Consider the following 17,231-nt stretch of genomic DNA (forward strand, 5'->3'; position numbering starts at 1 on the left):
GGCCGTGGCGTCGAACGACGCCGCGACCCTTCCCTCTCGACACGCTCAACAAGCGACGGTCAATCGTAGAGCACTGCCGCGATCTTCGGATCGGTCATATTGGTCTTGTCGTACCAGTAGAAGCCTGTGTCGACTTTCTTGGGCAGCTTCTCGCCCTTGAGCGCCTTCACCGCGGAGTCGACCACGCACTTGCCGATGCCGACCGGGTTCTGCGTAATGGCGCCGGCCATCAAACCCGAATTGATGTCGTCCTTCTGTTCCTTGCCCGAGTCGTAGCCGATCAGCACGAGCTTCTTGCCCGATTCCTTCACGCCGATCGCAGCACCTTCCGCCGAGCCTTCGTTCGCCCCGAAAATGCCCTTGAGATTGGGGTTGGCCTGAATCATCGTCTTGGCGATTTCCGCCGACTTCAAATGGTCACCGCCGCCATATTGAACTGAGACGATCTTGATGTTCGGGTGCTTCGCTTTCATTTCATTGAGGAAGCCGTCGCGGCGATCGATGCCGGTGCGGCTCGTCTGATCGTGCACGATCACGCCGACTTCGCCGGCATTGCCGATCGCCTCGGCCATCTTGTCGGCGGCGAGGGCGGCCGCTGCGAGGTTATCCGTTGCACACGTCGTCAGCGGAATATCGCTGTCGACGCCGGAGTCGAAGGCGATGACAGGTATCTTCGAGGCCTGCGCGCGCTTCAATAGCGGAATGGCCGCCTTGCTATCGAGCGCGGCGATGCCGAGCGCCTGCGGCTTCTTGGCGAGCGCGGCCGAAAGCATGTCGATCTGCTTGTCGACCATGGCCTCTGTTTCCGGACCCTCGAAGGTGATCCTGACGTTATGCTCCTTGGCCGACTGTTCCGCGCCGGATTTGACGGCCTGCCAGAACTGATGCTGGAACCCTTTCGAAATAAGCGGGATGTAGGTGTCCGCGTACGTCACGCTCGTCCCGCCGATGAGAGCGCCAACGCCAACCACGACACCGATTAGTTTTCTTTTCAACATGGTGTTTCTCCTCCTAAGATGGGCTATCAACTTCAGCCGTTGGGGAGCTTATGGCGCTCCATTCCTTATCCTGCCTAACGTTGCGTCAGCTTTTCTTGCGCCGCAAAATATCGCCATAGACCGCGAGAATGATGATGAGACCGGTCACCACGATCTGCCATTCCTGCGCGACGGACATGATGCGCAGACCGTTGGTCAGCACGCTCATGATGAACGCGCCAATGATCGTGCCCAGAATCGTGCCCGCACCGCCACTCAGCGAGGTCCCGCCGATCACCACGGCCGCGATCGCTTCGAGTTCGTAACCTTGGCCTAGCGCCGGCTGTGCCGAATTCAGGCGTGATGCAATGAGCAGCCCAGCGACGCCGCAAATCGCTCCGCTCAGGCCGTAAATGGCGATCTTCCACCGATCGACATTCACGCCGGACAGGCGCACCGCCTCCTCGTTGCTGCCGAGCGCGAACGTATAGCGGCCGAGCGCCGTGCGATTGAGCGTGATCGAACTCACCACCGCCAGGAAAAACAGAATCAGGACCGCGTTTGGAACCGGCAGGCTCGGCAATAGATCACCGATCAGCGAGTCCTGCGAAATCATGTAGAAGTTTTCGGTGTCGGTGAAATAGATCGGCTTGTCGGCCGAGACGACCAGCGAAAGGCCTTTCAACAGCATCATCATGCCGAGCGTGGCGATGAACGGCGGTATCTTCATCTTCGCCGTGAGGGTGCCCGAAACGGTCCCGCAGATCGCGCCCGTGCCAATCGCGGCAAGGACACCGGTCCACATCGGCAAATGCCAGTAGGTCAGAAACACGCCGCAAATGACTGCCGTGAAGGTCATCAACGTGCCGACCGACAAGTCGATGCCTCCGGTGATGATGACGAACGTGCAGGCAATCGCCAGCACGCCGTTGACCGCCGTCGCTTGCAGAATCCCGAGCATGTTGTCCATCTGCATGAAAGCGGGAGACGCGAAGCTGAAAAACACCAACAGCAGGATCAGGCTCCCGAAGGCGAGCAGCTTTTGCAAGGCGGTCGGCGTGAAGATGCGGGCTCTAAGGCCCGAGGACCTCTTTTTATTACCCAGCGCCGAAGTATCCGATTGCAATGTCATGAAAGACCTCTCGAGGCTCACGCCACGTTTAGGGGTTCGCGCTGCGTCGCCAGTTGCATGATGCGCTCCTGGGTCGCTCCCGTCGCTGAAAGTTCACCGGTAATGCGGCCCTCGCACATCACGACGATGCGGTCGCTCATGCGCAGGATTTCCGGCAGTTCCGACGAGATCATTACGATTGCCTTGCCCTGGTCGGCAAGCGAGCGCAGCAGCTTGTAGATTTCGCTTTTGGCGCCGACGTCGATACCGCGCGTCGGCTCGTCGAAGAAGAGCACGTCGCAGTCGCGCTCGAGCCATTTCGCAATGACGATTTTCTGTTGATTGCCGCCCGAGAGCAGCCGCACTTCCTGCGTCGCGGAAGGCGTGCGAATGGCGAGCAGACTGATGAAATGGGCGGCGGTCTTGCGTATCTGCGCGCGGCGCAGGAAAAAATTCAGCGACAGGAATTTGCGCAAGTTGGACATCACGATGTTCGATTCGACGCTCATTCCGGTCGCAAGACCGAAGCGCTTGCGGTCTTCCGAGAGATAGCCGATGCCGCGCGCCACCGCATCGCTCGGATTCCTGATCGTCGCTTTCACGCCTTTCACGACGATCTCACCCGACTCGATCGGATCGGCGCCGAACACCGCGCGGGCGACTTCGGTGCGACCGGCGCCCATTAAGCCTGCAAAGCCCAGTATCTCGCCCTTGCGCAGCGCGAAGCTCACATCTCTGACCAGCGGGCCGGCGTTCAGCTTGGTGACTTCGAGTGCGACCTCGCCCTGGTTGGCGATGTGCTGGGAAGGCGCAGTGTCGGTCAAGGTTCGACCGACCATCATGCCGATGATCGCGTCCACGCTGGTGTCCTTCGCCGCGACCGTGGCCACATATTCCCCGTCGCGCAACACGGTGACGCGGTCGGCAATCTGCTTCAGCTCGTCCATCTTGTGCGAGATGTAGATGATTCCCACGCCCCGGCTCTTCAACTCGCGGATGATGCGGAACAGCTCGGCGATTTCGGCGTCGTTGAGCGCCGAGGTCGGTTCGTCCATGATCAGGACGCGCGAGTCGTAGGACAAAGCCTTCGCGATCTCGACCATCTGTTGCCTTGCGACGGTGAGCGTGCTGACCACCGCGCGCGGATCGAGGCTCACATGCATGCGGGCGAGAATGTCGTGCGCTTGCGCGTTGAGCTTGTCTTCGTCGAGGAACAGGCCGAGGCGCCCGCGCGGCTCGCGGCCAATGAACATGTTCTGCGCGACGGTCAGGTGGTTCATCAGCTGGAGTTCCTGATGAATGATGCCGACGCCCACGGCCTGCGCCTCGCGCGGGCTCTGGAAATCAACCGGCTGGCCGTCATAGAGAATTTCGCCCGTATCCCGCGTGTACACGCCGGCGAGGATTTTCATTAGCGTCGACTTGCCCGCGCCGTTCTCGCCCATTAGCGCGTGGACTTCGCCCGCCGTGAGTTCGAACTGGACTTCGTGAAGCGCCCTCACGCCGGGAAAGCGCTTGCTGAGCCGTTTGACGGAAATGAGCGGGGTCATGACGCGGATCGAACGACAAATCCGCGAGCGCCGCTGGCCTCATTGCGAGGAGCGGATCGAAAAAGCGTGGAACGCCCCTGGGCCGGGCGCCGCCGGGTATCACGGTGCAAAGCGCGGTTGAAATCGCAACGAGAAGCCAGACGCATTGCTGGGCCCTCAAATCGATGTGCCACGATTTTACGACGCTGGACGTTGCCGGCTCAAGGTTAGGCATTCCCTAATATCATGAGGCGAATGCGTGACGCGCCAGCTTCCCACTATTTGATTTGTCGCCGATTTCAGGCCGATGCGTTGGCCTTCGATATCAGAACAGTTGAGCGCCGAGCTCGCGCAGGCTGTTCCATTTCACGGTGCTGACAAAAGTGCGGCCCGTGGTGTCGAGCGATTCGATCATCGCACGTTGGCCGCGCGCTTCGGCGACGACGCGCACGATGCGCGCCCGGTAGCGCAGCAGCGCGCCAATCGGCGGGCACAGCGCTTCCCGGCGAATCCGCGATCGTTTCTTTTCCATACCCAATCTATATCGATGTCCAGCGAGTTGGAGGGCCGCCGGCTATCCACGGCGTCTCTGCGCGTGATGCTACCAGGTTGGCCGGCAATGGTCCAGGTCGTCTGGTGGCGCGCGGCGTGGCCTCGCGGTGTACCGACCGCCGGCCACGAACCTTACGGTAGTCTGAAGCCGTGCTAATTCACCGCTAATTCAAGCCCGATACTCTCATCGTCATGGTAACGAAGGGGATGACCCATGGCCGACGTGCTTGAATGGCTCATAGATATCTCGGTGGCGAGCGCGAGTGCCGCGGCCACCGGTTCGATCTTCCTGCTGCTGGTCGGTGTGGCCGGCGAGACGCGCCGGCATGTCGTCAAACATCGGCAGTCACGCGAGAAACACTTCCCGTGGATATTTTCAGCGCGAAGATTTTGACTTTTCCCTTTCAGCCGGTCAATATATCTTTTCACTGTAAAAATACTGAACCCGACTAACAAACATGAAAGAAGCAACGTCACGCCGCAGAGCGTCCGCGCCTCCAAAAACCGCAGCCCCAGCCGATCACTCGTCACGCGACAAACCCTATCATCACGGCGCGCTGCCCCACGCATTGCTTGAAGCGGCGGAGGTCGTACTACGGCGCGACGGCATTCGCGGCCTGACGTTGCGCGCTATCGCGCGCGAGGCCGCCGTATCGCATACGGCGCCCCAGCATCATTTCGGCGACACGGCCGGTGTGCTGAGCGAACTTGCCGCCAGCGGACACCGGCGGCTCGCCGCTTCCATGGCGGAGCAGGCGGGCGGTATCGAAGCGGGCCAGGCGCGGCGCAAAGCCATCGCCCGCGGCTACGTCAACTTCGCGGTGGCCAATCCAGATTTGCTGCACCTGATGTCACGCAATGAAATGCTCGACGCGGCGCGCCCTGCTCTCGCGCAGGCGCGGCAAGTGTCGGCGCGCGCCCTGGCCGGCGTATTCGGCGCGCCAGGCGAACGCGCGGAAGAGGATAAGTCCTCGTTCGGCCGGCTCACCGCGGCTCAGGCCATCGCCATGACTGCGGGCTGGGCCTACGTTCACGGGCTTGCTTTGCTTCTGATCGACGGACGCCTGAATGCGCTGGCCGCATCCGCCGACGGCATACGAAGCGCCGAGGATCTGGTGGAAGCCGCGATCGAGCACGTCCAGATCGTTCCCGCCGAGCCCGCAGGCAAAGGCCGCAAATGAACCGGAGGGCTCACGCCGCGATGAAGCAACGTTCATCCTGAAGTCAATGACGGGAAGGCATGCTTCCTCTCGCGTCCTGGCCACCCCCTCCTCCTGAAGTTCACCTCCATGCTCAAATCGCTCCGCAACCAACTCGTTATCGCAATCGGCGCCGTGGTCAGCCTGTTCGCCATTCTGCAGGGTGTGAGCTCCTACCAGTTCTGCGTGGCCGGGATGAGCGCGGTGCTCGACCTGCGCATGGAACAGGTCGCATCGCGTTTGCGAGTCGGCTTCGGCGACGGCATCCCGACAGTTCCGGCGCGCGGGTCGCAAGACGCCCGCGATATTTTCATCGTCATCTGGAAAGAAGGCGAAACACAGCCCGTGCGGTCCACCGAGCCGTCACTGCTCCTGCCGCGCGATGCGGCCACGGGCTTCACGTCGCCGGTCGTCAATGGCGAACGGTGGCGCATCTACACGGCCCGCGACGGCGCTCAGACGGTCCAGGTCGCGCAGCGCCTGTCCGTACGTCATGAGATCGAGGAGACCGCCGCGACCAAGACCCTATGGCCGATCGTCGTGCTGATTCCGCTCGTCTGGGCCGCTGTTATCTTCGTCGTGAGTCGTTCGTTGCGGGAACTGAACCGGCTCGGCAACGAGGTCCGCGTTATCGACGTGAACCATCTGCAGGCGCTGCCGCTCGCGGGTGTGCCCACCGAATTGCTGCCGTTCATCCGCTCCATCAATCTGATGATCGAGCGACTTGCCCGCTCCATCGAGAGCGAACGCAAATTCATTTCCGACGCGGCGCACGAGTTGCGAACGCCGCTCACGGCGCTGCAATTGCAGGCTGATAATCTGCAACGCGACATCATGCCGAGCAATCAGGAACGGTTTCGCGCGCTTCAAGGCGGGATCACGCGAAGCAGCAATCTGATTTCGCAGTTGTTGCGGCTCGCGCGCGCGGACGCGCCACCCGTCGGCCAATCTCTGACACGGGCGATGGTCAGCGTCGATGTTGCGGCCGCCGTCGTCAACGCCATTGCCGATGTATTGCCGATTGCCATGCAGCGCGGCATCGATATCGGCGCGGACGAAATGGTCAACGCCAACGTGCGCGCAATCGAGCTCGACGTCGGCACCGTGATCAAGAACCTCGTCAGCAATGCGGTCCGCTATACGCCCGACGGCGGCACAATCGATTTATCGACCCGTGTGCGGAACGGCATGGTGGATGTCGAAGTGACGGACACCGGTCCCGGCATCGACGAAACCCTGCTGCCCCGCGTATTCGATCGTTTCTTTCGCGCCAATACGGACATTGAAGGGAGTGGGCTCGGGCTGTCGATTGTGAAGGCGATTGTGACGCGGTATGGCGGGACGGTGACGCTGCGAAATCGCAGCGATGGACAGTCCGGCATTGTTGCGACGGTCAGTTTTCCGCTTGAACCGGACGGCGCTGCTTGATGGGGGGCCTATCCGGTAGCCGGAAACAGCGCGGCGCTCATCGCTCATTTCCAACTCATTCTTCGCGCCTACGATGATGTTTATCGACGGGCAGTGCTTCATTTCGAGGCCATTCATTCATAACGCTCGCCGTACTAACGAACGGAGCGCGTCATGTTTGAGAAATTTGCCAAGGGTCTGGGTTCACTCTTCTTCAACTCACGAGACCGTCAACGCGACGCGTTTCTGGCCGAATCGGTCGATTTCGCCGACCTCGAAAGCCGCATGCGGATGCTCGAGATGAACCATCAACCGTTTGCGTTTTATTCGCGCGACGCGTCCCGAGTGCAGGCCGATTGAACCGCGTCTACTGCGGCTTGGCAGTGCAATAGCTGAGCTTGAAACGCGGGTGGACTGCGATGGTCGGTCCGTGCCCGCGCACATTGCCGGAAGCTGGGAAGCCCAGTACTGTCGGCACCCGATATCGACATAGATCCGCTCAAGCGGACGCGGTCCGCGTCGCCTGGCATGCGCGTCAGAACGCGCCAGTGCATAAATAGTTGACGACTCGCAAGCGTTGAACCGGCGATTACTGCCCGACATGTGTCGGGCGTAATCGCCGGTTGCGATTTTCTGTCTGCGTCATTGTTTAGTGACGGAGATAAATCGAATTCAAGCCCACGTTCGAGTTCGGACGCAGCAGTTCGGCCGGAATTGCGCCAACATGCGCGCCCTTGCTGCCGATAGCCGGAGCGGAGTGCGCCGGCATCTGCGGTGAATCGACGCCGACGACTTCATAGGCCACCATCTCGACCTGCATTTCATCGACCTGCGTGACAGGTTGTGCGAACGCCGCGGTCGGCAAAGCGATCATGGCGGCGAGTAGTGTGGTGCAAAAAATCTTGTTCATGGTAATTCCCCTTCGAAGTCGATGCTCAACACGAGATAGCGGCGGTGACCTGTTCTTTGCAAAGCAACCCGGCCAGCCACGAGGACATATTGCGCGCCCAGAATTAGCGCTGAATGAGCGAGTCCGGCTTACCCGCCTTGTCCCTCGGCCAGCCCTGTCCGCACCGCTTCGTGCTGCGCCGGACGTTCGAGACCGCGGGCTCGCATCCGCCCGCGCCGCTCCATCCATTGCGCGCATTCCCCGACAATGCCGCGTCTGAACAGCGAAACACAGGCAACGAACATCACGCCGGTCAACAAACTGACCGACTCGCCCAACCCCTGAAACCAGGCGATCTGCGTCACGTCGGCCAGCCAGCCACCAAACGCAGCCAAGCGGGATTCCAGCACGACGACGATCACCGCCCCCACCACCGGACCCAGCCGCGTACCAAGGCCGCCGATCAACGTCATCAGAATGACCGTGCCGGATAGCGTCCAATGCACATCCGAGAGCGTCGCAAAGCCCAGCACCAGGGTCTTCATCGCACCGGCAAGCCCCGCTATTGCCGCTGATAGTACGAACGCGAGAAGCTTGAAGCGGTCCACGTCGTAGCCAAGGGAAATCGTCCGTGCTTCGTTCTCTCGCAACGCCGTGAGGATTCTCCCAAATGGAGAATGAATGACACGGCCAAGAAAGAGAAAGACGACCGTCGTAATCGACAGGATCACGAAATACAGTGTTAGATCGTTCTCGAGCGGAAGCACGCCGAACAGACGTCCGCGCGGCACGCCTTGCAAGCCGTCTTCACCGCCCGTGAACGGCGCTTGGACGCAGAAAAAGAACAGCATCTGCGCAAAGGCCAGCGTCACCATTGCAAAATAGATTCCCTTACGCCGAATGGCGAAGAGTCCGAATATCAGCCCGAGCGCCGCGCCCACGCCGGTGCCGAGAAGGAGCGCCACTTCCGGAGAAAAGCCGTGATCCCGCATGGTGCTGCCCGCGACAAAAGCGGCCCCGCCGAAGAATGCCGCGTGCCCGAACGATAGCAAGCCAACGTAACCGAGCAGCAAATCCAGTGAGCACGCGAACAAAGCGAAACACATCAGCTTCATCAAGAACACCGGATAGGCACCCAGCCACGGAGCGACGGCCAAACAGCCCAACACGACAACCCCTACAATCCAATTTCGCATGATGTGTCTCACTTCGAATTGCCAAAAAGACCGCTTGGGCGCACGAGCAGCACGAGCGCCATGATCACGAATACGACTGTCGCCGACCCTTCCGGATAGAACATCTTGGTCAGCCCTTCGATCAGGCCAAGGCATAGACTGGTGATGACCGACCCCGCGATCGATCCCATGCCGCCGATCACGACGATCGCAAACACGGTGATGATCACGCTCTGGCCCATCAGCGGCGACACCTGCATGACGGGTGCGGCGAGAACGCCGGCCAGCGCGGCAAGTGCCACCCCGCTGCTGTAGGTCAGCGTGACCATGGCCGGCACGTTGACGCCGAATGCCGCCACCAGCTTGGGGTTCTCTGTCGCCGCACGGAGCAGCGCACCGAGGTTCGTACGCTCGATCGTCCACCAGACCCCGGCACACACGAGCAACGAGGCCACCACCACCCATCCCCGATACGCGGGCAGCACCATGAAACCCAACTGCATGCCTTGCATCAACCCTTCGGGCGCGGAATAAGACATGCCCGATGCGCCATAAAAAGACCGGCACGGCCCCTCTATGATCAGCGTCAGGCCCAACGTGAGCAGCAGACCGTAAAGATGATCGAGCTTGTAGATCCGGCGCAGCATGGTCCGCTCGACCAGCGCCCCTAACGCCCCGGCCACGAACGGCGCGGCGATCAGCATCGGCCAATAGCCGAGCCCCAGATAGTTCGTGCCCATCCACGCAAATAGCGCACCGAGCATGAAGAACGCGCCGTGCGTGAAGTTGATGACGTTCAGCAGCCCGAAAATGACGGACAAGCCCAGGCTCAAGACAGCATAGAAGCAGCCGTTCATGAGACCGAGGACCAGTTGGCTGGAGAACGCCGCAAGCGGAATACCAAAGAGTTCCACGATGATCTTCCTGTTCAAACGTTGAGCAGTTCCTGAAGCACGCCCGTCTTTTCGGCTAGCAGGCTTGCGTCGAATGTTTCGACGATCTGCCCGTGCTCCATGACGTAAAAGCGATCGGCGAGCGGCGCGGCGAATCGAAAGTTCTGTTCGACCAGCAGTACCGTGAAGCCGCGCGACTTGAGGAGCGTGATGACGCGCGCCAGCGTCTGGACGATCACGGGCGCCAGTCCCTCCGAAATTTCGTCGAGTAACAATAGGTTGGCTCCCGTGCGCAGAATCCGCGCGATCGCCAACATCTGCTGCTCGCCGCCCGACAGGCGCGTGCCCTGACTTGCTCTGCGTTCCGCAAGGTTTGGAAAAATCTCGTAGATCTCTTCGAGCGATATGCCGGCCGCGTTCGACACCGGCAGCCGCGGCGGTAGCAGCAGGTTCTCTTCGCACGACAAGCCCGCGAAGATACCGCGTTCTTCCGGGCAATAACCCACTCCCAGTCGCGCGACGGCTTGCGGCGGCATCCCGATTGTTTCTCGACCATTCACGCAGATCGAACCTCGCCGTGCGTCGGTCAAAGCCATGATGGATTTGAGCGTCGTGCTGCGCCCGGAACCATTACGCCCCAACAACGTGACCACTTCGCCACGTGCGGCACGAACCTCCACGCCGTGCAGAATGTGCGATTCCCCGTACCACGCATGAAGTCCCTTGATATTCAGAACATCGGCAGACGCTTCGTGGTTATCCGCCGACTCCGTGATCTTCAGGCGTTCAGTGTTCAAGCGATCCATTTTCGGTCCCCATGTAGGCTTCCCGCACCCGAGGGTCGGCGGCGACGGCTTCGTATGCGCCTTCCGCCAGGATCTCCCCGCGCTGCAGTACAGTGATCGTGTCCGAGATGCTGGAAATGATTTTCATGTTGTGCTCGACCATCAGAATCGTTCGGCCTGCCGATACCTTCTTGATCAGCGCCGTGACCCGATCGACATCCTCGTGCCCCATGCCTTGCGTCGGTTCGTCGAGCAACATCAGCACCGGGTCCATCGCGAGCGTCGTAGCAATTTCGAGCGCACGCTTGTGACCGTATGAGAGTTCCGCGGTTTTCACGTCGACAAATGCCGCGAGGCCCACTTCATCGAGCAATTCCAGCGCACGTGTCCTGAGCCGCCCGAGCACCGCGCTACTCATCCAGAAACGGAACGACACGCCGAGCGCGCGTTGCAGTCCGATACACACGTTCTCCACCGGACTCAGATGCGGAAAGACCGCGGATATCTGGAACGATCGAATCACCCCGCGTCGTGCAATCGACGCCGGCGCCGCGCGTGTAATCTCCTTGCCGTCGAAGAAAATCTGCCCTGACGTCGGCGTTAGAAACTTGGTCAGCAGGTTGAAACAAGTCGTCTTGCCTGCGCCGTTCGGTCCGATCAGCGCGTGGATCGTGCCACGCCGAACACGCAAATCGACGGCGTTGACCGCCGTAAAGCCGTTGAACGACTTGGTGAGGCTGCTGGTTTCAAGAATCAGGTCGGTGTGCGCCATGCCCGCTCTCCTCGTCCATTGGACGCGTGCGTTGTAAAAAGACGGCTTCAGCCGACCACGGGGAGCGTCTCGATCGCATAGCTATGGGTCAACGAGCGCCGCAGGATCGGATCTTCGAGTTCGATGTCGAAGCGCTCGGCCGGCCTGATGCCACCGAACGCGGCGAGCGTGCCGCAGAGCATCGCCGTGCCATCGACGAACCGGCCGTCCCGGCGGGTGAACTCGTCGAGCAGATCCTGCGGCGCACGCATGGCTGTCACCTTGCCCTGCTGATAAAGCACGCGCTCGCCGTCGATCGTCGCGTAGGAACGCAACACCAGTTCGTCCCAATGGCCTGCGACCTCGCTGAGGCGCCAGAGCTTGCGCGAACACGGCTTGCCGCACATCTGTTTCGATACGGTGATGCCGTAGGTTTCCACTTCGCGATCGGTGTGGTCGGACGCGATACCGACGAACGTTTCGCCAGCATCTTTCAACAGGACGAATTCCACTTCGCCGCTGCTCTGCGTACCTGTCGCCTGGATCTTCGGTGTCGGTTCGAGCCGTTCGGCCGCGACACGGTAGAAGACCGGCGTATAAGCCGGGCGCTTGACGCCCAACTCTTCCAGTTCGCGAATGTGTTTTTCCATCGCGACGGTATCGCGGCCGGTCCAGCCGGCGATGACCAGCGTGTCGATCGAGATCGTTCGTTCGAACAAACCCTGACAGTCCTCGACCTCAAAAGAGATTTCTTTCATCACAGACTCCTTGTAGGCGTGTGCCCGCTACGCTCCCCGGCCACACGCGATTCGATTCAGTTGGATTTCGCGGTCACGAGCGGACAACGGCTCGCGCTAAGCGGCGCGAACGCTTCCTGCGCCGGAATGACCTGCTTGATCGTGTAGTAGTCCCACGGCTTTTTGGACTGTTGCGGGCTCTTGACCTCGGCGAGATACATGTCGTGGACCATCAGGCCGTCGGCGCGAATCGTGCCGTTCTTCGCGAAGAAATCGTCGACAGGGGTCTTCTTCATTTGCGCCATGACCGTGTCGGCCGCATCGGTTCCGCTTGCCTTGACGGCTTTCAGGTAATGCAGCGTCGACGAATAGACGCCCGCCTGGACCAACGTCGGCATGCGCCCGGTTCTCGCGAAGAAACGTTGCGACCAGGCGCGGCTTGCATCGTCACGGTCCCAATAGAAAGGCGTGGTCAGCATCATTCCCTGCGCCGCTTGCAGGCCAAGGCTGTTGATATCGCTGATAAATAGCTGCAAGCCCGCGATTTTTTGTTTGCCTTGCCCGATCACGCCGAACTCGCGTGCCGTCTTGATCGCATTTACAGTGTCGCTGCCGGCGTTGGCGAGGCCGATCACCTTTGCCTTCGATGCCTGAGCCTGCAACAGATAGGACGACAGGTCCGCCGAGTTGATCGGATGCTTCGCCTTGCCCACCACCTTGCCTCCGGATGCGGTCAGCGCGGCGGTCGCGTCCTTTTCCAGCGACGCGCCGAGCGCATAGTCGACAGTCAGAAAGAACCAGGTGTTGTCGCCACTGCGCGCCATCGACTTCACGAGGCTCGTGGTGAACGCATACGTGTCGTACGAGTATTGAATCGTGTACGGCGAGCAGTCTTCATTGCTAAGACGCGTCGTTCCGGCGCCGCTCGCAATGGCGATCCGATGCTTTTCCTTCGCCACGTTCGACACCGCCAGCGCAACGGAGGACGGCAATAAGTCCTCGACCATGTCCACGTGCTGGTTATCGAACCAGTCGCGCGCGACGGTGGCAGCCACATCCGTCTTGTTCTGATGATCGGCGCTGATCACTTTGATGGGGACGCCGTTGACCTTCCCGCCGAAGTCCTCCGCGGCCATCTGCGCAGCAACGACGGAGCCCTTTCCGCCGATGTCGGAGAAGATGGAAGACATATCGGTGAGCACACCGATTTTCACCACACCGCCATTGGTCATGGCCGGTTCGGCGGCATGGGGCAAAGCGGTGCACAGCATGGCCGCGACTGACACGGCGGTAAGCGCGAGACGTTTGAACATGGACTCCTCCTTGATATAGATAGCGAGCGTGGTGCCGGACGGCTGGCCAGCGCGCGACGTCAGCCGGTTTGACGCAGAATCGCTTCGACACCAGCACCGATTGAAAGCAGACGCCGGTCGCTCATATGCCGTCCCATCAACATCACGCCGACGGGCGCGCGGCCCGCTTCGTGACAAGGAATGGACAAGGCGCACAGATCGAGCATGTTGGCGATCGATGGATTGCGCAGCAGCAACCGATTTGTCGACGTATAGACACGCTCGTCGGCAAGATCCGCGATGCGCGGCGCGATGATGGGCACGGTCGGACACATCACGGCATCGAACGGCTGCAATTCGACATCAGCCTGCCTGCACAGCAGCGAGCGGCGGGCTTTGGTGCGGAGAAATTCGGCTGTGCTTTGCTGGCTGCCGAAACGGATGCGGGACAGAACCCGCGGGTCATACTGATTCGCCTGACTGCAGATCATGTTGACGTGCCACGCCCACGCTTCGGCTGCCACCAGACCGCCGTGCTGCGTCAATTCCGCGAGTGCATTCCAGCTGTCGAATTCCACTTCTCGCAGAATCGCGCCGGCTGCCGTGAGTCTGGAGAGCGTGTGCTCGAATGCGCTGGCCACGTGTGCGTCCATGTCGTCGAGCACCGGTTTCGTCGGCACGGCGAGCCGCAAGCCACGTATCGGAGCAAGCGGCGTTGGCGCCTCCGTGTCACTTGCCATGACCGAATCGATCAAGGCACAACACGCGACGCTCGGCGCCAGCGATCCGACCGAGTCGTAACTGGATGACAACGGCACGACGCCGTCCAGCGAGATACGCGAAGCGGTGGGTTTGAAACCGGTCACGCCGCACAAGGCAGCGGGAATCCGGCACGAGCCGCCCGTGTCCGAGCCGATCGCGGCTGCCGCCATGCCGTCCGCCACCGACACCGCCCCGCCGGACGAAGACCCGCCGGGAATGCGCGCCGCCGCGCGATCAAACGGATTCGCCGGCGTGCCGTAGTGCGGATTAATGCCGAGCCCCGAATACGCGAACTCCGTCATGTTGGTGCGGCCCACGAATACGGTGCCGGCCGCACGCAACCGGCCAATCGCCATGGCATCGCGCGCGGCTGCCCGCTCGGGCAGAACCCGCGCCCCCGCTCGAGTGATCTCGCCTTGTACGTCGAAGAGATCCTTGACCGACATGGGGATTCCCGCGAGCGGGCCCGCGACGCCGTGTCGACGCAGCGCATCGCTCGTCATCGCCTGCGTGGCCGCCGCGGGACTGATGCCGTGCGGGAAGACTCTGCGGCCCTCACCCCCATCGGCTTCGATGTTCTCGACACATGAGGCAAGCAGCGCCTGTGCGTCGAGATGGCGATTGGCGAGTTGAACACACAGGGCGTCGATGGCGGGCAACATGATCAGGCCGGATCGAAGTAGTGAATCTCGAGCAGCACGCAGCCCTTTTCCGACTTGAACGGACCGTGGTAGGCGCCAGGCGGCCGCACCGCATAGGTGTAGCCCTTGAACGGCGTGCCGCCTTGACCGCTGTCGTCGTTGCCGACCGTCAGGTCGCCCTCCACGAGAAACACTTCTTCCCAGTAGTCGTGCACGAACGGCTTCTTCGTAAAGAGCCCGGCAGGCAAGCGCAGCAAACGCGTGCGGCTGCCTTTCCTGTTGTCCGTATCCAGCGAGCCGGAAAGAATCAGTTCCTGCGCGCCGGAAGCGGGATCGTAGCCTTCCGGCAATTGCCAGCCCTGCTGCATTTCCAGCGTGCGGAACTCGTCATGAAGTTTGTTGATTGCCATGCTGCTCTCCTGTGTGAGTTGGAATCGGTGCAATGCGAAATCAGGCGGCCTGCAACGTCGCGAGTTCAGCGCCGAGCGAATAGGTCGACAACAGATCGTCGACAAGGCCTGTCGCGCGCGGCCAGTCGTATGTGCGGAATGCGTGGCCCTTCGTCACGAACGACGCGCCCGCATAGAACAGTTCGTATTGGTTATGACGCGAGGCGAACTCGGAGCCGACGGCGTCCCACGCGAGCTTGAAGAACTTGACGCGTTCCTCGGGGCTGCAGACAGGTGATTTCTGGGTCTTTTCGATGATGCGCAGGAGATCCGGATTCTCGAAGTCGCGAATGCTCGACGGCAGCATGATCATTCCGCCGCCCGCGAGTTCGCGCAGCGAGTTGAGCACCTTCGAATACAGTTGCTGGGTCACCACCTGCGAGCCGTAAAGCATGTTGCGGTCCGGCACGAAGTAGCCGTTTTCCACGTGACCTTTCGCTTCCATGCCGTAGACCCACGCCTCCACCATCGATGCTTCAGAAGCAAGTTGCCCCAACGTTTCGCGGACTTGCGGAAAGCTGTTGGTCCCGTTGATTTCCGTGATCTTCAGCGCCAGACCGACGAGGAAACGCAACTTGACCATCAGCCGTACCTGGCATTGGTAGTTCTGGTAGCTGTGCGCGGGCGTCGCGTGGAATTGCTTCGCGCACATCGCCACGTCGCCGGCCACGAAGATGCGCTCCCACGGCACCTTGACGTCATCGAAGTACAGCACTGCGTCGTTTTCGTCGTATCGGCTCGACAGAGGATTGTCGAAAATCGAAGGCGAGTTCTCTTCGTATGATTTGCGCGACATCACCTTCATACCCTTGGCATTCATGGGTATGGCGAATGACAGCGCATACATCTCGTCGCCCGGGCGCAGTGGCTGAATGCAACTGCAGAAAACCTCGTTCGCCATGATGCCGCTGGTGGCGAGCATCTTCGCGCCGCGCACGGTGATACCTTCCGCATCCTGATCGACGATACCGACAGCAAGATATTTGTCCTCCTGCTCGTGCGCCGCCTTCGCCTGATTGGCTTGCGGATTGACGATCACGTAGGTGAGAAAGAGGTCGTTGTCGCGCGCGTATTTGTAGTAATCGCGCAAGGCGCCGGCGCGCGCCGGATCGTACTGCTCGAATACCTCGATGCCCATGTACATGCCCGAGATGCACGAAGCGACGTGATCCGGCGAACGGCCCATGAAGCCGTAGTGGAGCTCCGTCCATGCTTCGAGCGCGGCCCGCCGCTCGACCAGTTCGTCGTATGAGGTAGGCAGTTGCCAGATCTTGCTGATGCGACGCCCGGTATCAGGCGACGCGAAGGTCATCTTTTCAACGTTCTCCGGGCGAGCCTGGAAGTCGTACAGGTTCGCGTAGCTGCGGATGGAATTGCGAAACGCGGGATGCGCCGTCACATCGCCGACCGCTTGGCCGTTGATATAGACCTGCCGTCCATCGCGCAGCGACGCGATATGTTGAGTGCCGTTCTTGATCATGATGTTCTCCAGAAATTGGGGCAGCTATGCGCTCAGGCGGAAGGCTGGTGAGCACCGTTGAGCGTGTGGTATCGGCCGCCGAAGAAGACGAGCGGTCGACCTTCCGACCGGGTTTGATATTTCTTGACGCGGCCGACGAAGATGACGTGATCTCCCCCGTCGTACTGCGCATAGGGTTCGCATTCGAACGTGGCTAGCGAATCGGGCAGAAGAACCGCGTCAGCGCGCTTCTCCGAAACGTCGGCCATGCCTCCCCATTTGTCGCTGTTCGCCTTGGCGAAGCGGTTCGACAAATCCTGCTGGGCTTCCTCGAGCACGTTCACGGCATAGGTGCCGACCGCGCTCAGGTCGGGCAAGCTCAGGTTTCGGCGGTCGACGGAAAACAGAATCAAGGGCGGATCGAGCGAAACGGAGTTGAACGACGCGACGGTGATACCGATAGGCGGCGCATTGTTTCTAGGCGCCGTGATCACGGCCACTCCTGTCGCGAACATCGACAACGCCGTGCGGAACTGACGTTGCATGTCCGCGTTGTCCTTGGACGTCACAGTGCTTTCACTCATCTCGGCCTCCTTCCAGCGCACCGCCGATCGGGCGATGCT

General features: G+C 60.9%; 19 protein-coding genes. 4 read left to right on the top strand and 15 right to left on the bottom strand.

What is annotated here, in order from left to right; all coding sequences use genetic code 11:
• Nucleotides 1-59: 59 nt before the first annotated feature.
• The 4 genes from PQR42_RS06920 to PQR42_RS06935 all read right to left on the bottom strand — a co-directional run bounded on the left by PQR42_RS06920 (nt 60) and on the right by PQR42_RS06935 (nt 4,149).
• Nucleotides 60-998, bottom strand: coding sequence for an ABC transporter substrate-binding protein (locus PQR42_RS06920; protein WP_408204578.1), 939 nt, complete (start codon nt 996-998; stop codon nt 60-62).
• Between the two features lie 85 nt (nt 999-1,083).
• The gene (locus PQR42_RS06925) at nt 1,084-2,109 is read right to left on the bottom strand and encodes an ABC transporter permease (protein WP_408204577.1); all 1,026 of its coding nucleotides are present in this window, start codon (nt 2,107-2,109) and stop codon (nt 1,084-1,086) included.
• Nucleotides 2,110-2,126: 17 nt separating this feature from the next.
• Entirely contained in the window at nt 2,127-3,638 is a 1,512-nt protein-coding gene (locus tag PQR42_RS06930; RefSeq protein ID WP_408383343.1) for a sugar ABC transporter ATP-binding protein, read from the bottom strand.
• A gap of 304 nt (nt 3,639-3,942) precedes the next feature.
• Nucleotides 3,943-4,149 (bottom strand): hypothetical protein, encoded by a 207-nt coding sequence (locus PQR42_RS06935; RefSeq protein WP_408204575.1) that lies wholly within the window; start codon nt 4,147-4,149, stop codon nt 3,943-3,945.
• 234 nt (nt 4,150-4,383) lie between these two features.
• On the opposite strand from PQR42_RS06935, the gene PQR42_RS06940 reads away from it, so the two are divergent.
• From PQR42_RS06940 to PQR42_RS06955, 4 genes are all read left to right on the top strand, one after another.
• Nucleotides 4,384-4,563, top strand: coding sequence for a hypothetical protein (locus tag PQR42_RS06940; RefSeq protein ID WP_408204574.1), 180 nt, complete (start codon nt 4,384-4,386; stop codon nt 4,561-4,563).
• Nucleotides 4,564-4,627: 64 nt separating this feature from the next.
• Nucleotides 4,628-5,350 carry a TetR/AcrR family transcriptional regulator gene (locus tag PQR42_RS06945; protein WP_408383341.1) on the top strand — a complete coding sequence of 241 codons (723 nt, stop codon included), beginning with the start codon at nt 4,628-4,630 and terminating at the stop codon, nt 5,348-5,350.
• 108 nt (nt 5,351-5,458) lie between these two features.
• Entirely contained in the window at nt 5,459-6,796 is a 1,338-nt protein-coding gene (locus tag PQR42_RS06950) for a sensor histidine kinase (protein ID WP_408383339.1), read from the top strand.
• A 153-nt stretch (nt 6,797-6,949) separates the two neighbouring features.
• Entirely contained in the window at nt 6,950-7,135 is a 186-nt protein-coding gene (locus PQR42_RS06955; protein ID WP_408383337.1) for a DUF3563 family protein, read from the top strand.
• A gap of 289 nt (nt 7,136-7,424) precedes the next feature.
• Here the strand turns inward: PQR42_RS06955 and PQR42_RS06960 are convergent, their stop codons facing one another.
• The 11 genes from PQR42_RS06960 to PQR42_RS07010 all read right to left on the bottom strand — a co-directional run bounded on the left by PQR42_RS06960 (nt 7,425) and on the right by PQR42_RS07010 (nt 17,192).
• Nucleotides 7,425-7,685, bottom strand: coding sequence for a hypothetical protein (locus PQR42_RS06960; protein ID WP_408383335.1), 261 nt, complete (start codon nt 7,683-7,685; stop codon nt 7,425-7,427).
• Between the two features lie 128 nt (nt 7,686-7,813).
• Nucleotides 7,814-8,860, bottom strand: a complete 1,047-nt coding sequence (locus PQR42_RS06965; protein WP_408383668.1) for a branched-chain amino acid ABC transporter permease — start codon at nt 8,858-8,860, stop codon at nt 7,814-7,816.
• Between the two features lie 8 nt (nt 8,861-8,868).
• Entirely contained in the window at nt 8,869-9,753 is an 885-nt protein-coding gene (locus PQR42_RS06970) for a branched-chain amino acid ABC transporter permease (protein ID WP_408383333.1), read from the bottom strand.
• Nucleotides 9,754-9,767: 14 nt separating this feature from the next.
• On the bottom strand, nt 9,768-10,529 hold the full coding sequence (locus PQR42_RS06975; protein ID WP_408383666.1) for an ABC transporter ATP-binding protein: 762 nt from the start codon (nt 10,527-10,529) through the stop codon (nt 9,768-9,770).
• A complete protein-coding gene (locus PQR42_RS06980; RefSeq protein ID WP_408383331.1) occupies nt 10,519-11,289 on the bottom strand; it encodes an ABC transporter ATP-binding protein in 771 nt (256 codons plus the stop codon). The genes PQR42_RS06975 and PQR42_RS06980 overlap by 11 nt, the downstream gene beginning before the upstream one ends.
• A 47-nt stretch (nt 11,290-11,336) precedes the next feature.
• Entirely contained in the window at nt 11,337-12,026 is a 690-nt protein-coding gene (locus PQR42_RS06985; protein WP_408383329.1) for a DUF2848 domain-containing protein, read from the bottom strand.
• 56 nt (nt 12,027-12,082) lie between these two features.
• Nucleotides 12,083-13,318 carry an ABC transporter substrate-binding protein gene (locus tag PQR42_RS06990; protein WP_408383328.1) on the bottom strand — a complete coding sequence of 412 codons (1,236 nt, stop codon included), beginning with the start codon at nt 13,316-13,318 and terminating at the stop codon, nt 12,083-12,085.
• A gap of 59 nt (nt 13,319-13,377) precedes the next feature.
• Nucleotides 13,378-14,721 (bottom strand): amidase, encoded by a 1,344-nt coding sequence (locus PQR42_RS06995; RefSeq protein WP_408204565.1) that lies wholly within the window; start codon nt 14,719-14,721, stop codon nt 13,378-13,380.
• A 2-nt stretch (nt 14,722-14,723) separates the two neighbouring features.
• Nucleotides 14,724-15,110: a cupin domain-containing protein gene (locus tag PQR42_RS07000; protein WP_408204564.1), complete on the bottom strand. Its 387-nt coding sequence runs from the start codon at nt 15,108-15,110 to the stop codon at nt 14,724-14,726.
• A gap of 40 nt (nt 15,111-15,150) precedes the next feature.
• A complete protein-coding gene (locus PQR42_RS07005; RefSeq protein ID WP_408383326.1) occupies nt 15,151-16,629 on the bottom strand; it encodes a 4-hydroxyphenylacetate 3-hydroxylase family protein in 1,479 nt (492 codons plus the stop codon).
• Between the two features lie 32 nt (nt 16,630-16,661).
• Complete coding sequence (locus tag PQR42_RS07010) at nt 16,662-17,192, bottom strand: flavin reductase family protein (RefSeq protein ID WP_408383324.1); 531 nt, start codon at nt 17,190-17,192, stop codon at nt 16,662-16,664.
• Nucleotides 17,193-17,231: the final 39 nt, after the last annotated feature.

The sequence above is a fragment of the Paraburkholderia sediminicola genome (genome assembly GCF_046027355.1).
In the GTDB taxonomy this organism is placed as follows: domain Bacteria; phylum Pseudomonadota; class Gammaproteobacteria; order Burkholderiales; family Burkholderiaceae; genus Paraburkholderia; species Paraburkholderia sediminicola_B.

What these genes read in the sequence shown, in the direction of transcription:
- PQR42_RS06920 (WP_408204578.1), bottom strand. Translation starts at nt 998, where the DNA reads ATGTTGAAAAGAAAACTAATCGGTGTCGTGGTTGGCGTTGGCGCTCTC.
- PQR42_RS06940 (WP_408204574.1), top strand. Translation starts at nt 4,384, where the DNA reads ATGGCCGACGTGCTTGAATGGCTCATAGATATCTCGGTGGCGAGCGCG.
- PQR42_RS06965 (WP_408383668.1), bottom strand. Translation starts at nt 8,860, where the DNA reads ATGCGAAATTGGATTGTAGGGGTTGTCGTGTTGGGCTGTTTGGCCGTC.
- PQR42_RS06990 (WP_408383328.1), bottom strand. Translation starts at nt 13,318, where the DNA reads ATGTTCAAACGTCTCGCGCTTACCGCCGTGTCAGTCGCGGCCATGCTG.
- PQR42_RS07005 (WP_408383326.1), bottom strand. Translation starts at nt 16,629, where the DNA reads ATGATCAAGAACGGCACTCAACATATCGCGTCGCTGCGCGATGGACGG.
- PQR42_RS06930 (WP_408383343.1), bottom strand. Translation starts at nt 3,638, where the DNA reads ATGACCCCGCTCATTTCCGTCAAACGGCTCAGCAAGCGCTTTCCCGGC.
- PQR42_RS06945 (WP_408383341.1), top strand. Translation starts at nt 4,628, where the DNA reads ATGAAAGAAGCAACGTCACGCCGCAGAGCGTCCGCGCCTCCAAAAACC.
- PQR42_RS06955 (WP_408383337.1), top strand. Translation starts at nt 6,950, where the DNA reads ATGTTTGAGAAATTTGCCAAGGGTCTGGGTTCACTCTTCTTCAACTCA.
- PQR42_RS06960 (WP_408383335.1), bottom strand. Translation starts at nt 7,685, where the DNA reads ATGAACAAGATTTTTTGCACCACACTACTCGCCGCCATGATCGCTTTG.
- PQR42_RS07000 (WP_408204564.1), bottom strand. Translation starts at nt 15,110, where the DNA reads ATGGCAATCAACAAACTTCATGACGAGTTCCGCACGCTGGAAATGCAG.
- PQR42_RS06950 (WP_408383339.1), top strand. Translation starts at nt 5,459, where the DNA reads ATGCTCAAATCGCTCCGCAACCAACTCGTTATCGCAATCGGCGCCGTG.
- PQR42_RS06935 (WP_408204575.1), bottom strand. Translation starts at nt 4,149, where the DNA reads ATGGAAAAGAAACGATCGCGGATTCGCCGGGAAGCGCTGTGCCCGCCG.
- PQR42_RS07010 (WP_408383324.1), bottom strand. Translation starts at nt 17,192, where the DNA reads ATGAGTGAAAGCACTGTGACGTCCAAGGACAACGCGGACATGCAACGT.
- PQR42_RS06985 (WP_408383329.1), bottom strand. Translation starts at nt 12,026, where the DNA reads ATGAAAGAAATCTCTTTTGAGGTCGAGGACTGTCAGGGTTTGTTCGAA.
- PQR42_RS06995 (WP_408204565.1), bottom strand. Translation starts at nt 14,721, where the DNA reads ATGTTGCCCGCCATCGACGCCCTGTGTGTTCAACTCGCCAATCGCCAT.
- PQR42_RS06925 (WP_408204577.1), bottom strand. Translation starts at nt 2,109, where the DNA reads ATGACATTGCAATCGGATACTTCGGCGCTGGGTAATAAAAAGAGGTCC.
- PQR42_RS06980 (WP_408383331.1), bottom strand. Translation starts at nt 11,289, where the DNA reads ATGGCGCACACCGACCTGATTCTTGAAACCAGCAGCCTCACCAAGTCG.